This window comes from Streptococcus sp. NLN64 (genome assembly GCF_015831295.1).
Classification (GTDB): domain Bacteria; phylum Bacillota; class Bacilli; order Lactobacillales; family Streptococcaceae; genus Streptococcus.
Genome location: NZ_JADXDQ010000001.1, coordinates 19715 through 32070 on the forward strand (window position 1 = coordinate 19715; position 12356 = coordinate 32070).

General features: G+C 41.6%; 21 protein-coding genes and 2 tRNA genes. 20 read left to right on the top strand and 3 right to left on the bottom strand.

What is annotated here, in order from left to right:
- Positions 1–143: 143 nt before the first annotated feature.
- The 7 genes from I2503_RS00185 to I2503_RS00215 all read left to right on the top strand — a co-directional run bounded on the left by I2503_RS00185 (position 144) and on the right by I2503_RS00215 (position 3141).
- A complete protein-coding gene (locus I2503_RS00185) occupies positions 144–692 on the top strand; it encodes a DUF1642 domain-containing protein (RefSeq protein ID WP_196966598.1) in 549 nt (182 codons plus the stop codon).
- A complete protein-coding gene (locus I2503_RS00190) occupies positions 689–832 on the top strand; it encodes a hypothetical protein (protein ID WP_196966600.1) in 144 nt (47 codons plus the stop codon). Before I2503_RS00185 ends, I2503_RS00190 begins: the two co-directional genes overlap by 4 nt.
- Complete coding sequence (locus tag I2503_RS00195) at positions 819–1115, top strand: hypothetical protein (RefSeq protein ID WP_196966602.1); 297 nt, start codon at positions 819–821, stop codon at positions 1113–1115. The genes I2503_RS00190 and I2503_RS00195 overlap by 14 nt, the downstream gene beginning before the upstream one ends.
- A 68-nt stretch (positions 1116–1183) precedes the next feature.
- Positions 1184–1609: an ArpU family phage packaging/lysis transcriptional regulator gene (locus I2503_RS00200; protein WP_196966603.1), complete on the top strand. Its 426-nt coding sequence runs from the start codon at positions 1184–1186 to the stop codon at positions 1607–1609.
- 162 nt (positions 1610–1771) lie between these two features.
- Positions 1772–1842: transfer RNA gene (locus tag I2503_RS00205), tRNA-OTHER, on the top strand.
- A gap of 1 nt (position 1843) precedes the next feature.
- Positions 1844–1916 (top strand) — tRNA-Met (locus tag I2503_RS00210).
- A gap of 124 nt (positions 1917–2040) precedes the next feature.
- Positions 2041–3141 (top strand): N-6 DNA methylase, encoded by a 1101-nt coding sequence (locus I2503_RS00215; protein WP_196966605.1) that lies wholly within the window; start codon positions 2041–2043, stop codon positions 3139–3141.
- 39 nt (positions 3142–3180) lie between these two features.
- Here the strand turns inward: I2503_RS00215 and I2503_RS00220 are convergent, their stop codons facing one another.
- Both I2503_RS00220 and I2503_RS00225 read right to left on the bottom strand, forming a co-directional pair.
- A complete protein-coding gene (locus I2503_RS00220) occupies positions 3181–3564 on the bottom strand; it encodes a type II toxin-antitoxin system HicB family antitoxin (RefSeq protein ID WP_196966607.1) in 384 nt (127 codons plus the stop codon).
- A gap of 45 nt (positions 3565–3609) precedes the next feature.
- Positions 3610–3798, bottom strand: a complete 189-nt coding sequence (locus tag I2503_RS00225) for a type II toxin-antitoxin system HicA family toxin (RefSeq protein WP_196966608.1) — start codon at positions 3796–3798, stop codon at positions 3610–3612.
- 99 nt (positions 3799–3897) lie between these two features.
- On the opposite strand from I2503_RS00225, the gene I2503_RS00230 reads away from it, so the two are divergent.
- From I2503_RS00230 to I2503_RS09730, 6 genes are read left to right on the top strand one after another with little or no spacing between them, the layout of a single operon-like run.
- A complete protein-coding gene (locus I2503_RS00230; protein ID WP_247644648.1) occupies positions 3898–4356 on the top strand; it encodes a terminase small subunit in 459 nt (152 codons plus the stop codon).
- Positions 4340–5635, top strand: a complete 1296-nt coding sequence (locus I2503_RS00235; protein ID WP_196966610.1) for a PBSX family phage terminase large subunit — start codon at positions 4340–4342, stop codon at positions 5633–5635. Before I2503_RS00230 ends, I2503_RS00235 begins: the two co-directional genes overlap by 17 nt.
- A 12-nt stretch (positions 5636–5647) precedes the next feature.
- A complete protein-coding gene (locus tag I2503_RS00240) occupies positions 5648–7141 on the top strand; it encodes a phage portal protein (RefSeq protein WP_196966612.1) in 1494 nt (497 codons plus the stop codon).
- The gene (locus I2503_RS00245) at positions 7131–8522 is read left to right on the top strand and encodes a minor capsid protein (RefSeq protein WP_196966613.1); all 1392 of its coding nucleotides are present in this window, start codon (positions 7131–7133) and stop codon (positions 8520–8522) included. The genes I2503_RS00240 and I2503_RS00245 overlap by 11 nt, the downstream gene beginning before the upstream one ends.
- Positions 8512–8730: a hypothetical protein gene (locus I2503_RS00250; RefSeq protein ID WP_196966615.1), complete on the top strand. Its 219-nt coding sequence runs from the start codon at positions 8512–8514 to the stop codon at positions 8728–8730. Before I2503_RS00245 ends, I2503_RS00250 begins: the two co-directional genes overlap by 11 nt.
- A gap of 49 nt (positions 8731–8779) precedes the next feature.
- Positions 8780–8914 (top strand): hypothetical protein, encoded by a 135-nt coding sequence (locus I2503_RS09730; RefSeq protein WP_282097712.1) that lies wholly within the window; start codon positions 8780–8782, stop codon positions 8912–8914.
- On the opposite strand, the gene I2503_RS00255 is transcribed toward I2503_RS09730, so the two are convergent.
- Entirely contained in the window at positions 8883–9074 is a 192-nt protein-coding gene (locus I2503_RS00255) for a hypothetical protein (RefSeq protein ID WP_196966617.1), read from the bottom strand. The two genes, I2503_RS09730 and I2503_RS00255, sit on opposite strands and share 32 nt — an antisense overlap.
- 65 nt (positions 9075–9139) lie before the next feature.
- On the opposite strand from I2503_RS00255, the gene I2503_RS09735 reads away from it, so the two are divergent.
- The 7 genes from I2503_RS09735 (at position 9140) to I2503_RS00285 (ending at position 12188) form a co-directional block, all read left to right on the top strand.
- Positions 9140–9268 carry a hypothetical protein gene (locus tag I2503_RS09735; RefSeq protein WP_282097713.1) on the top strand — a complete coding sequence of 43 codons (129 nt, stop codon included), beginning with the start codon at positions 9140–9142 and terminating at the stop codon, positions 9266–9268.
- 2 nt (positions 9269–9270) lie between these two features.
- Positions 9271–9480 (top strand): hypothetical protein, encoded by a 210-nt coding sequence (locus tag I2503_RS00260; RefSeq protein WP_196966618.1) that lies wholly within the window; start codon positions 9271–9273, stop codon positions 9478–9480.
- A 107-nt stretch (positions 9481–9587) separates the two neighbouring features.
- Positions 9588–10148: a DUF4355 domain-containing protein gene (locus tag I2503_RS00265; protein ID WP_247644649.1), complete on the top strand. Its 561-nt coding sequence runs from the start codon at positions 9588–9590 to the stop codon at positions 10146–10148.
- Between the two features lie 10 nt (positions 10149–10158).
- On the top strand, positions 10159–10524 hold the full coding sequence (locus tag I2503_RS00270) for a hypothetical protein (protein ID WP_196966622.1): 366 nt from the start codon (positions 10159–10161) through the stop codon (positions 10522–10524).
- Positions 10525–10527: 3 nt separating this feature from the next.
- Positions 10528–11577 carry a major capsid protein gene (locus tag I2503_RS00275; RefSeq protein WP_196966624.1) on the top strand — a complete coding sequence of 350 codons (1050 nt, stop codon included), beginning with the start codon at positions 10528–10530 and terminating at the stop codon, positions 11575–11577.
- Between the two features lie 11 nt (positions 11578–11588).
- Positions 11589–11825, top strand: coding sequence for a hypothetical protein (locus tag I2503_RS00280; protein ID WP_196966626.1), 237 nt, complete (start codon positions 11589–11591; stop codon positions 11823–11825).
- A gap of 9 nt (positions 11826–11834) precedes the next feature.
- The gene (locus I2503_RS00285) at positions 11835–12188 is read left to right on the top strand and encodes a phage head-tail connector protein (protein ID WP_196966627.1); all 354 of its coding nucleotides are present in this window, start codon (positions 11835–11837) and stop codon (positions 12186–12188) included.
- The last annotated feature ends 168 nt before the right edge of the window (positions 12189–12356 follow it).

The window sequence follows — 12356 nt, forward strand, 5'->3', positions numbered from 1 at the left end:
GCGATTGAGAAAGCACGGAAAAGGTTATTCATTCACTACAAAAAATCCCATCAACAGAGACTTCGGAATGCTATGAATGGCCTACAAGCTTTCGTAGAAGCGATTGGAAAGAATGTTAGAAGAGCAATAAAGGAGATTACGCTATGACAGAAAAACTAAAATACAAAGTCGGGCAAGAGATTCTAGTTAAGTTTGTTATTGAAGATATTGATGGTTCCCATGGTCTTTACGAGATAGAAACAGAAAATACAGAAGTATCTACTTGGTTGACAGAACAGGTCTTGAAATCAATTATTACTGACTTCCCGCCAAAACCAAAAGTCACGAAGGCGGTGATGGATTGGTATGAACATCACAAAAGAAGTCATTGGAATGTTCGTAATTATTTTATGCATACCCCAGAAGAGATTGATGATTGGTTTTCTGTAGATTTACAAAACGAACACGCTTTTGTAACACTCATCACCTACGGTCCAGAAGCTGTTGAGGTTGAGAAGGAGAAGAAGTATTTTATTAAATTCAAAAATACAGGACAAGTATTATTTAAAACTAAAGATGGATTTGAACTTCGAAATTACCATCCAGATTACACAAATGTAGAAGATACTTTTACAAAACAAGAACTAACCGAAGCTGGCTTTGAAGGTGTGTTTGATAACCCTATGTTTGAAGTGGAGGAGGTAGAGCAATGACAGATAACGAATACCGTGAACACCACTGCACCCGTTGCAACAAACCAATCTATGAAACTGACAGCGACTTTAATTGGTTTACTGCTTTTAAAAAATGCAAGCTGTGTGCGAATAAAGAGGCGGGGGATGGTAAACGTTGAGAAAAGCAAGCATCCTCCAGGCAAAGACCATAAGAGGATTTTGAATCTATGGACCGATACAGTCTGGCTCGGAGAAGAAGATATTATCATTGAGATGGGCAGTCCTAAGACTAGTTATCAATATGTAATTGTGAAACTGAAAAAATTACCTCGCTACATGCAAGCCATAGATTTCTTGAAGAAAATCTATTTGAAGCATAGTAATTTGAACGAGAGGACTTGCGAACTTTATGCTAGTGAGATTGCAGGTGCCTTAGTCAGATATGGATTGATTGGAAAATAAAAAAGCCAGCCCCCTTTAGGTGACTAGCTATAGTTTGGACACTATAATTATACCAAAAGGAGTGGCTGATGGCTTTTTTTCCAGAAATTGACGAAGAGAAAACAATCGCAAACGCGAAACGAAAGCTCAAGGAATACCCGCGTTGGAAGCGCATCGCTGGTGAACCTGGAACGCAGAAGGTCACTCAAGTTTTTACTTTTGACTTGCGGAATCCAGGCGGCTCACCGAATAGAGCGGTTGAGAAGTTAGCGATCAACAGAGTGGACGCAGAAGCTGAGTTGGATGCGATAGAGTACGCAATTAGCAATCTACACGTTCCAACTTACAGAAGGATTTTGTACGAGCGCTATCTAAATCATAAGCCTTTGTCCGATGTTAGAATTTATGATAATCTGTTTCTATCTGAATCTCAATATTACGAATTTAAGCGTGCTGCTTTGCTAGCTTTTGCGGAATTGTATAGAGAGGGTTCTCTGATTGTTCATGGTTTTTGATTTTGTGGAGATTTTCCCGAGAAAAACCCAAGATTTTCCCAAGAAAGTTCGGAGGATTGTAACGGTTTTAAGTGCTAAACTAGTATTATCACCAATTGAGCGGAAGCGGTGATAAGTAACTCCTAATTTATTTTTTGGGTTTTCTCCAATTGTAAATCAGGTTAGGAAGTAGCTCAGTGGAAGAGCCATTGATTTTTATCAATAAGTCGCAGGTTCGATTCCTGCCTTCCTAATAGCAGAGTAGAGCAGTAGGGAGCTCGCTAGGTTCATAACCTAGAGGTCGTTGGTTCGAGTCCAACCTCTGCAATAGGATTACCTCAAGAAGTCTACGGACCTTGGAGGTGAAAGGTTAGAGAATTGCATATCGCTCTAACTCTTAATATGCACTAGTCATGCGAAAGCGTGGCTTTTTTGTTTTGTTTGAGGTATGTATGGCACTAACTTATGAAGATTTCTATAGTTTGGCGAACGTTAAGCAACATAGAGAGTTTGAAGATTATCTAAGACGCATCATCTTTGAACCAGATGAGCGAAAGAAGTTCTATAAAGGTTTAATTGATTTAGGTATCTCTATGCGTGAGGATACTTTCCGAGAGTATTTCGAATTGTACGCAGCAGAACGCAAGTCGTTCCAGCAAGATTACACGCCTCAAGCGGTTACTGATATGCTAGCTCGATTGGTAAGCGTGGGGAATCCACAAGATGGCGAATGGTCTGGCTATGATATGACAGCTGGGACTGGTGCAATGATTATCAGTAAATGGTATGAGGATATGATTCAAGAGAGTCCTTTTTCTTATGCGCCGCATCGGTACATGTATCTAGCTGAGGAGCTTTCAGATACATCTATTCCTTATCTGATCCATAACTTTGCCATGCGTGGCATGAATGCGATTGTGATTCATGGTAATAGCTTGGAAAGGGAAGTTAAACAGGTTTATTTTATCCAGAACAGCAAGGATGATTACCTTGGTTTTTCCGATGTCAACGTCATGCCACACACGGAAGAAGTCGCCAGAGAGTTTGGTATCCGTGAGTGGTTGGAAGATGAGATTGACTATAAAGAATCGGGTGAGGTGGTTATCCAATACGCTCTTCCAATGCAAGGGACAAGTAGACCTACACCGAACACTGAAGTCGACCCAAAAGCATACAGGGCTCCGGACTGGTTCGGGAGCCCGAGACTAAAAGAGATAGCAACGTTGGAGAGGGCCAAGAATGGGAAGATTTATCCGAAGGATTCGATAGTTGTTCAGATATCAGCGACGAATGGCCAAGTGGGTATGCTCCAATTGCCTGGTAGGGTTGAAGCTAGCAAATACGTTGTTGTCCAACCATTTCAAGGAATGGATAGCAGACTGGTATTTATGTATCTCCAGCTTATTGTCCCTTGGTGGTTCCATCGAGTCAAAGAGGGATTGAATGTGAAGTTTGAAGAAATAGGAAACATTCCGCTTCACAGGTTTATGCCGTTTTATGACAAATGGAAAATCAGGCAAGAGTGGCAGAAAGTGTTTGCTAAGTATTTGTAAGCAACATAGCACAACAAAAACCAGGGGATAAGACCCTGGTTAGATTTGTAGTTTACGTTCAAGCGCTTCAGTGAGGATTTGAGAGAAGTTCAGATTTTCTTGTTCGGCTAGATTGTTCAACCATTCTGGAACAGTTACATTTTTGCGAACTTTTTTGGATTGGTGTTTACGGAGGTATGAAACCATATCAACACCAATTAAAGCAATGGTGGAATCTGGATAGGTTTCTTGCAAGACGGAGATGTCGCTAGGCTCTGGATATTCAGAATAATCTTCAAGGGCAAAGCCAAGGACTTCATCTGCCATTTGGTAGGCGTGATTCATATCAGTGCCGAAGGTAATAGCTTCTGGAATATCTGGAAAGCGAACACTTACGCTTGTGGTCTCTGTGTCAGGTGTAAAGATAGCTGGATAAAGTAGCATGTTATGTCCTTTCTAGGTGAATGATATACCCAGTAAGCAGGAGGGCTATTTCAGCCCCGCTTGCTTTAGGATGTCATTTTCAGTTCCTTTTGGAAGGTCTCCGCTGTGCATGGGAACTATTGTCGTCCTTTTTGTACTGGGGTTGTGGAACTTAGCATGACTGCCGTTTTGAGAAACTTTATTGAAGCCATTCTTTTTTAGTAGCTTCACAATTTCTTTGGCTGTCCTTGGCATATCATTCACCTCACTTTCTATACTTATATTATACACATTGAGGCAAAATAAGTCAAGTCTTTTGTGTATAAAATGCGTATCCTTTTTTGAAGGAAAAGAATGAAAGAAACAAAGGAGGTGATGATCATCGCCAAACTAACTATTAAACAACAGAAATTTGTAGATGAGTATCTCATCTCTGGAAATGCAACAGAAGCGTATAAATTAGCGTATCCAAATGTAAAGAATGACTCTACAGCACAGGCAAATAGTAGCCGCTTGCTATCAAATGCTAAGGTAAAAGCCTATAAAGACGAACGACTGGCAGAGTTGAAATCAGAAACAATCGCTGACCAAAAAGAAGTCATGGAGTTTCTAACCGCAGTTATGCGAGGAGAGGTGACAGAACCGCTCTTGGTCCTTGATGGCGAGGGATATCAAAAGGTTATTGAAGCAAAACCTAATGTATCAACAAGGCGCAGTGCTGCGGTAGATATTGGTAAACGATACGGCATGTGGACCGAGAAGAAAGAAATCGAACACAAAGGAGAGGTGGCTTTCGTTGACGACATTAGTTAAATTAAGTTCGCTTTTGCCTAAAAAGTTCCATCCAGTCTGGAAGGCTAGTTTAGATCAAAACATTTTACACGTTGTTTGCAAGGGCGGGCGTGGTTCTGGAAAATCTTCAGATATTGCGCATATCATTGTTCAGTTGATGATGAGATATGCGGTTAATGCTGTCTGTATCCGAAAAGTTGATAATACACTTGAACAGTCAGTATACGAGCAATTGAAATGGGCAATCAGTGAGCAAGGAGTGACGCATTTGTTCAAGTTCAACAAGTCGCCACTTCGAATCACTTACCTCCCGAGAGGGAACTATGTTGTCTTCCGTGGTGCTCAACAACCAGAACGAATCAAGTCTCTCAAAGATAGCCAATTTCCTTTTGCAATCGGTTGGATTGAGGAGTTGGCTGAGTTTAAAACTGAAGATGAAGTAAAGACTATTACTAACTCCCTGCTTCGCGGCGAGTTGGATGAAGGTCTTTTTTATAAGTTTTTCTACACTTATAACCCGCCGAAGAGAAAGCAATCTTGGGTGAACAAAAAGTATGAGAGCCAGTTTCAGCCTGATAACACCTTCGTACACGCTTCTACTTACAAGGATAACCCGTTTATCGCTAAGGAGTTTATCGAGGAGGCAGAAGCGACCAGGGAGCGTTCTGAGCGTCGTTATCGTTGGGAGTATTTGGGTGAAGCAATTGGTTCTGGAGTAGTTCCATTTGACAACCTGGAATTCCGAGAAATAACGGACGAGGAAGCATCGAATTTTGACAATATCCGAAACGGAGTTGACTTTGGTTATGCTACTGACCCTTTGGCTTTTGTACGCTGGCACTATGACAAAAAGAAGAATGGCATCTATGCAGTTGATGAGTTTTATGGTCAGAAAATAAGCAATAGGAAGTTAGCGGAGTGGTTGAAAAAGCGTGGGTATTCTGCTGAGGAAATCTTTGCTGATTCTGCTGAACCAAAATCAATTGCAGAGCTTCGAGAAGAGTTTAATATTCCTCGTATTCGAGGGGTAAAAAAAGGACCTGATTCGGTAGAGTTTGGGGAGCGTTGGTTAGATGATTTGGATTTTATTTGCATTGATCCAAAGCGTACTCCGAAAACTGCTCGAGAGTTTGAAAATATCGATTACCAAGTCGATAAAGATGGAAACCCGAAACCACGACTTGAGGACAAAGATAACCACTCAATAGATGCTACCCGCTATGCATTTAGTGAGGATATGAAGAAAATCAAAAAAACAGGCAACCAGTTCGATGTTTTGCGAGCTGGTTTTGGTTTGTAAGAAAGGAGAAATATGGCCTATATTGAAACATTTAGCGATAGCACAGGCAGGACTAAGCAGCTAGAATTTCGCTTTCATCGTGAGTCTCGTTTGCGCTATCGTGTGGAAGGCCTAGCAGACCTTGAAGCGGACAATTATTCGCTGCTACGTGATTATATTGCTCACCATGAAGAAATCCAACGACCACGAATTCAAGAGTTGTACGACTACGCCGAAGGTAACAACCACGAAATCAGCAAGGTTGGTAGACGTAGAGAAGAAGATATGGCAGATGCTAGAGCAGTTCATAATTTTGGGAAAGCAATCGCTAGTTTTAAGCAAGGCTACTTGGTCGGCAACCCTATACGTGTTGATTACGAAGACGATGACGTAACTGATAAGGCGCTGAAAGAATTATCTCAATTAAACGACTTTCACCAGCTCAACCGTGATTTGATTCTTGACTTATCTAAAGTTGGTAGAGCCTACGATTTGATTTATCGTGCCAAGGACGACACCACACGGGCTGTTAAACTAGATCCGTTGGGAACATTCGTTATTTTCGACATGACACTGGAAAACCACAGTGTGGCTGGGGTCCGTTATTATCAAAAATCACAGTTTGATGAAAGCAAAAAAATAGTCGAATTGTACACCAGCGAACGTATTATCACTTTTGAATACGACGGAGACCTGAAAGAAATCGGAAGTGTACCTCACGCTTTTGGTTTAGTGCCGATTACCGAATACCTAAACACAGGAAACGGGATGGGCGACTATGAAACAGAGTTGTCCTTGATTGATCTATACGATAGCGCTCAATCTGACACCGCCAATTACATGCGGGACTTGTCAGACGCTATTCTGGCAGTTATTGGTCGTATTTCTTTTCCTGATTATGTTGATACTGTGGAGAAACAAATTGAATTCATGAAACAAATGCGCAAAGCCCGTTTCATGAACCTTGAACCTCCGATGGATTACGAAGGCAAGGAAGGAAGCGTGGATGCTAAGTACCTTTACAAGCAATACGATGTTAATGGTACGGAAGCCTATAAAAAGCGTGTTGTGAATGACATCCACAAGTTCACGAATACTCCGGACATGACAGACGAGAACTTCTCTGGTGTCCAATCTGGGGAAGCTATGAAGTGGAAGGTCTTTGGTCTTGATCAAGAGCGTGTAGATATGCAGGCGCTTTTTGAACGCTCGCTCAAACGTAGGTACAGACTAATTGCGACTGTTTCAACTTTGCTCAAAGAAATCAAAGATTTTGATGTTGCTAAGTTGAAAGTAACCTTCACGCCTAACCTTCCAAAATCCTTGCAGGAGAAAATTGAAGCCTTTCAAGCTCTTGGTGGTGAACTTTCGAAAGAAACCGCTATGCAGATTACGGACATTGTTGATGATCCAAAAGCTGAATTGGACAAGATAAGCAAAGAGGATGAGGAATCCAGTTTGCTCGCACAGAAAATGGCCAAGAATGACCGCTTATCTGATAAGGATGTGATTGCTGATGACCAATGACTACTGGAAAGAGCGGATAAAGGCTGAACAAGAAGCTAAGATTGAGCGTGATGTTAGTCTTGGAGACGAAATGAAGCGTCTTTACGACTATCATTTTGCTGAAATCGAAAAGGAAATCCGTGCTTTTGAGCAGCGCTATGCTGACAAAAATGGCTTGACCTTGGCTCAAGTCAAGGAAAGAGTCTCTGAGATGGACGTGAAGGCTTTCGAGGAGAAGGCTAAGCGATACGTCGCAGAAAAAGACTTCTCTGCTAAAGCTAACTCGGAACTTTCTCTTTACAATCTGAAAATGCGGATGAAACGTCTTGAACTTCTTCAGTACCAAATGGATTTGGAGATGGTCGCCCTTGCGGATTCCGAGCATAAGATGACGGAAAAATTCCTGAATCAGGAATATGTGAAGGAGCTGGAGTTGCAAGCAGGTCTTTTGGGGAGGTCAGTGCTATCTGACGGTGCCATCAAGCAAATGGCTCAAGCGACACTCAATACACCATTCAAAGGTGCAACTTGGTCCAGTCGAATTTGGGAACGGCAAGACGAACTCCGCTATATTGCAGCGAAAATGACCGAGGATTTGTTGCTCAAAGGCAAGAATCCAACGGACATGATTCCAAAACTTAGAAAAGAGTTTGATGTATCGGTTAGCGAGGCAAGACGTCTAGCCGTCACAGAAGGCGCTAGAATGGCAACAGAGGCTCAAAAACAAGCTTTTGATGCCAACGGCTATACGGAATATGAGTTTATTTCAGAACCGAAAGCCTGCGATATTTGCAAACCTCTGGATGGTAAGATTTTCAAGGTTAAGGATATGGAACCTGGAAAGAATGCTGCCCCTATGCACCCTTATTGCCGTTGCTCTACTGCAGCACATTACTCGCTTAGCGATAAGGAGTATGAACGCATTATCCGAGAGAGTGCTGAAAGTATGGGTGTGGAGTATAGACCGCCTTATTACACTGAAGAAAAAATGTCGCGGATGTACCGAAACAAAGATAAGAACAAACGAAGACCTGTTAACATAGTGCGGCAAAATAAACTTACTAAGAAATTCAGAGAGAGGGGCGGTGTTGTTTGGCAAGATGATGATTCAGAACGCTTACTAAAGCAACGTAAAGCGGCAGCTATGAATTATGACGCTTATACAATTGTGCTCCAGAAAAAACCTACTATTTCTGAAATTTTAGAAGAACTGTATCACGCAGAGCAATGGCTGGACGAAAGATTGTCCGAGAATCCTTTAGTTAAAATTCGTGCGGAGATTGAGGCTCAACACTATTTACTTTCTGTGGAAAAGAGGTATAATATACCTAAAAGCGAGACAAGGCAAACGATACAGAATCTAAAATATTGGGAAGAGGAGTTGAAAAAGTATGAAGATTAAAGAAATTTTCCAAGCTCCATTTGGTACAATAATTAGTTTTGATGAAAACGTCCCATCTGATGGGGTCATTGGCAAGTTACTAACTGCAGATGATGTGGTATTTCATAAGGTCAAAGGGACACCGTCGAATGTTTGGACAGATATTTTAATCGATAAAACTGATGATTTTTCTATAGGACAAACCGTTAAATTTGTAAGTATCAATTAAGCACATAGAGCGATCTAAGTGCTTTTTTCGTACCCTGAAAGGAGGAGTAATGATGGAATCAGAAGAAACAACAGTTGCAAAAAATGAAAAAGCCAGCATCTTGTTAGATGCTGACGGGAAAGTTATAGTTGATGCTGAGGAATTTGCCAAAATCACTCTTGGAGCCAATCATGGTACTTTTTAAGCAGTTCCATTGTGGTGGAGTATGCGACAAGAGCGCTTACTGTACCGATTTGCAAACCATCTGAATGATTGATTCCTTTAGTTAGTTCATTGGCCTCGTTGGCTATCTGAATCATATCTTCTTTGGTCAATGAATTCCGAAAATCATCGAATGATTTCATATAATTTTCCTCCTTTCTATATTGGTATTTTTAGTATAGCACTAAGAAGGTAGCAAGGAGGAGTAATGTTACAATTATTTTGGAATATTATAAGCGCCCTGGTCGGTTTATCTGTCGGGCTTTTTGTAGTGTCTATTATGGTCGCATACTTTGTATTTTTGGTTAGAGAGCTGAAGAAAACTTGGAAGGAGTAGGCATGAATAAACGAATCAAAAAGAAACGTGAGTTTGAAGACCGGTTGCTTGCTGCAGAAATGCACATTGGCTATCTGCTCGACCAGAACAAGCAGCTCTGGAGTGTTATCGAACAGAACGCAAGATCCACAAACAAGGAATTTAAGAAGTTAGGTCAAGAACTTCTCAAGTTCAACAAACAAGCAAAGAAATCGCTCTTTAAACGTAGATAGCAACCGTCTGAAATTCCATACGGTTTTTATTGTGCCCAAAACATGCTCAAGGCTCTAAACTGTGCAAGAGAATATAGTCAGACATGACTCAAAACAAGGAGGCCGACATGGCAGAAGAAAACAAAGAATCAGTAGAAACCGAAGCGCAAGAGCAAGCTAGCACTCATGAAAGCGAGGGAGCTGCTGAAAAGACATATACTCAAGCGGAAGTAACTGAAATGATTCAAGAAAATGTGAATCGTGCAGTTGCTAAAGCGCATAAAGATGCCGAGGAGAAATTCAAGGCAGAACAAGATGAAGCTGAAAAGTTAGCGAAGATGAACGAGAAAGAAAAAGCTGACTATGAGCATGATAAACTTCTCGCTGAGTTGCAATCATTGAAAGATGAAAAAACTCTTAATGAGATGAAAAATATTGCTCGGGATATGCTTTTGGAATCAAACATCACGCTCTCTGATGAGCTTTTAGGTCGATTGGTTACGTTGGACGCTGAGGATACCAAGAAAGCTGTGACAGACTTTGTTTCAGCTTTTAACACAGCAGTATCTGAGGAAGTCAAGAAAACTATTCGACAAGATCCTCCGGGAGTTGGTTCTGAGGTGTCTAAAAAAACCAATTATGGCGCTAGTCTTGCTAAAAACAAGAATACTGGCGGAAAATTAGTATAAGGAGGCCAACATGGCAGAAAAAACACTTTTTGGTGTTGCTGAAATCCTACATAACATGACTTATGAAGCGATTTCCGTAACAATTGACAAAGAAACTACTGGCACAGTGACTGAAAATGGTCGAAAAATCCTAAAAGCTGGCACTCTTTTGGCTGGCGATGGGGCATCTATCTTTGAAGACCGCAGCAAGAAGGTAAAAGCAAATGCTACTGCGCCAGATGGAGTCCTTCTCTACGATGCAGACGTGACAGATGGCAATGCAGTTGCATCTCTTGTTTACCGTGGCACACTCCGTGCCGATAAAGTGAACGGTGGAACTGTATCAGACGCAATCCAAGGGAAACTCCCTCATATTCAATTTGTGAAAGGAGCTTAATAGATGGCTTTAATTTATGACATGGTAACTGCCCCAAACTTGGCAGGGTATTGGAATACATCTCAAGCTAATGTGGAGACAACGCTTGGAGAGCGTGCTTTCCCAGCTAAGAAACAACTTGGCTTGAAGCTGGCGTTCATTAAAGGGGCGGCAGGTCTTCCAGTTGTTCTTCGTGCATCAGCTTTTGATACAGAAGCAACACTTCGTGAGCGTATGAACGTGACGCTTAACGAAGAAGAAATGCCTTACTTCAAAGAAGGGATTGTCGTTAAGGAGTCAGATCGTCAGCAACTCAATTTGATTGCACAAACAGGTAATCAAGCGTTGATTGACACAATTATTGAAGGTATCTTCGATGATGAATCTCGTCTCTTGAGCGGCGCTCATGCTCGCTTGCAGGCAATGCGTTTCCAAGTATTGGCAACTGGTAAAATCGGTATCATCTCCAACGGTGTGGCTCGTGACATCGATTACGGTGTGGCAGATGCCAATAAAGGAGCGGTAACGACTGCTTGGTCTGATGCAGCGAATGCGAAACCTCTAGAGGATATTTCTAAAGCTATGGATGCACTTGCAGCAACCGGTGCTAAAGCAGAGGTATTGATTCTGAACTCTAAGACTTTTGCAGAAATCAAAGCTGCTAAATCTACACTTTATGCAATCAAACCAACTGCTCCTGATGCAGCAGGGGTGACAAACCGTGAATTGACTGCTTATCTTGAGTCAGAATACGGACTTGCAGTTGCAATTGAAAATGGAACCTACAAAGATGATGATGGCGTAACCAAGAAATTCTATCCAGATGGACGTGTAACACTTGCCCCAAATGGCGCTCTTGGTAAAACTGTGTTTGGTACAACTCCGGAGGAATCTGATTTGCTTGGTGGTAATTCAGATGCTGCGAAAGTTTCCATTGTTGATACTGGTATCGCAGTTACAACAATCAAACACGCTGATCCAGTTAACGTTGAAACCAAGGTTTCCATGATTGCCTTGCCATCATTCGAACGCTTGGACGAAGTGTACATGCTTTCAACTGTTCCTCAAGCTTAGGAGGGTAAAATATGGGAAATGTAATCAAAGCATTTGAAGATAAAGTGACAGGTATCATTTATTACATCGGTCAAGATTACACCGGAGAGCGAGTAGAAGAACTAACCGCTCTTGGTTTCTTGGCTGACAAGAAAAAAGATGATCTTAGCGATTTGAAACTTAGTGAAGTCAAAGCAAAATTGGATGAGCTAGGAATTGAGTACGATCCAAAAGCTAAAAAACAAGAGTTGCTAGAACTTCTGAAATAGAGGTGTGATATGGCCGAGTTAGATAATTATGATGTGCTTGAAAGCGTAAAAATCGACTTGGACATCAATGATGATCTCCAAGACGACTTGATTTTGTTGCTCATCCGAAAGGTAACAGACCATTTTAAGCTGGCTTACTCAGTGAGTGCCGTTGAAGCAACCTTTTCGTTTGTTGTTGAAGATTGCGTTATCAAGCGATTCAATCGCAGAGGTTCTGAAGGAGCAAAGGCGGAATCGATCGAAGGGCATTCTGTTACTTACGATGACACTGCGTCAGAGTTTGAACCATACGACGACTTGATTCGCTCCAAATTGAGCCTCTTAGAGACAAAAGAGCGCAAAGGGGGTATTTATATCCTATGAGATACAATCAGCGTGTACGGCTCTGTAGAGACGAGAAAAAGCGCTATGATAGCAATTTGGGGCGGATGGTCTCGGAGAAAAAAGTTATTGCAGAAGTACCGTGCTTTACTTCTCCCGTTAGGGTTGAATTGTTGAATGCGTTTGGAAGCAAATTGAATCAGTCTAGCT

Excerpts from the sequence above, each read along its gene's own strand:
- I2503_RS00185 (WP_196966598.1), top strand. The coding sequence starts at position 144 with ATGACAGAAAAACTAAAATACAAAGTCGGGCAAGAGATTCTAGTTAAG.
- I2503_RS00190 (WP_196966600.1), top strand. The coding sequence starts at position 689 with ATGACAGATAACGAATACCGTGAACACCACTGCACCCGTTGCAACAAA.
- I2503_RS00195 (WP_196966602.1), top strand. The coding sequence starts at position 819 with ATGGTAAACGTTGAGAAAAGCAAGCATCCTCCAGGCAAAGACCATAAG.
- I2503_RS00200 (WP_196966603.1), top strand. The coding sequence starts at position 1,184 with ATGGCTTTTTTTCCAGAAATTGACGAAGAGAAAACAATCGCAAACGCG.
- I2503_RS00215 (WP_196966605.1), top strand. The coding sequence starts at position 2,041 with ATGGCACTAACTTATGAAGATTTCTATAGTTTGGCGAACGTTAAGCAA.
- I2503_RS00220 (WP_196966607.1), bottom strand. The coding sequence starts at position 3,564 with ATGCTACTTTATCCAGCTATCTTTACACCTGACACAGAGACCACAAGC.
- I2503_RS00225 (WP_196966608.1), bottom strand. The coding sequence starts at position 3,798 with ATGCCAAGGACAGCCAAAGAAATTGTGAAGCTACTAAAAAAGAATGGC.
- I2503_RS00230 (WP_247644648.1), top strand. The coding sequence starts at position 3,898 with ATGAAAGAAACAAAGGAGGTGATGATCATCGCCAAACTAACTATTAAA.
- I2503_RS00240 (WP_196966612.1), top strand. The coding sequence starts at position 5,648 with ATGGCCTATATTGAAACATTTAGCGATAGCACAGGCAGGACTAAGCAG.
- I2503_RS00245 (WP_196966613.1), top strand. The coding sequence starts at position 7,131 with ATGACCAATGACTACTGGAAAGAGCGGATAAAGGCTGAACAAGAAGCT.
- I2503_RS00250 (WP_196966615.1), top strand. The coding sequence starts at position 8,512 with ATGAAGATTAAAGAAATTTTCCAAGCTCCATTTGGTACAATAATTAGT.
- I2503_RS09730 (WP_282097712.1), top strand. The coding sequence starts at position 8,780 with ATGATGGAATCAGAAGAAACAACAGTTGCAAAAAATGAAAAAGCCAGC.
- I2503_RS00255 (WP_196966617.1), bottom strand. The coding sequence starts at position 9,074 with ATGAAATCATTCGATGATTTTCGGAATTCATTGACCAAAGAAGATATG.
- I2503_RS09735 (WP_282097713.1), top strand. The coding sequence starts at position 9,140 with ATGTTACAATTATTTTGGAATATTATAAGCGCCCTGGTCGGTTTATCT.
- I2503_RS00260 (WP_196966618.1), top strand. The coding sequence starts at position 9,271 with ATGAATAAACGAATCAAAAAGAAACGTGAGTTTGAAGACCGGTTGCTT.
- I2503_RS00265 (WP_247644649.1), top strand. The coding sequence starts at position 9,588 with ATGGCAGAAGAAAACAAAGAATCAGTAGAAACCGAAGCGCAAGAGCAA.
- I2503_RS00270 (WP_196966622.1), top strand. The coding sequence starts at position 10,159 with ATGGCAGAAAAAACACTTTTTGGTGTTGCTGAAATCCTACATAACATG.
- I2503_RS00275 (WP_196966624.1), top strand. The coding sequence starts at position 10,528 with ATGGCTTTAATTTATGACATGGTAACTGCCCCAAACTTGGCAGGGTAT.
- I2503_RS00280 (WP_196966626.1), top strand. The coding sequence starts at position 11,589 with ATGGGAAATGTAATCAAAGCATTTGAAGATAAAGTGACAGGTATCATT.
- I2503_RS00285 (WP_196966627.1), top strand. The coding sequence starts at position 11,835 with ATGGCCGAGTTAGATAATTATGATGTGCTTGAAAGCGTAAAAATCGAC.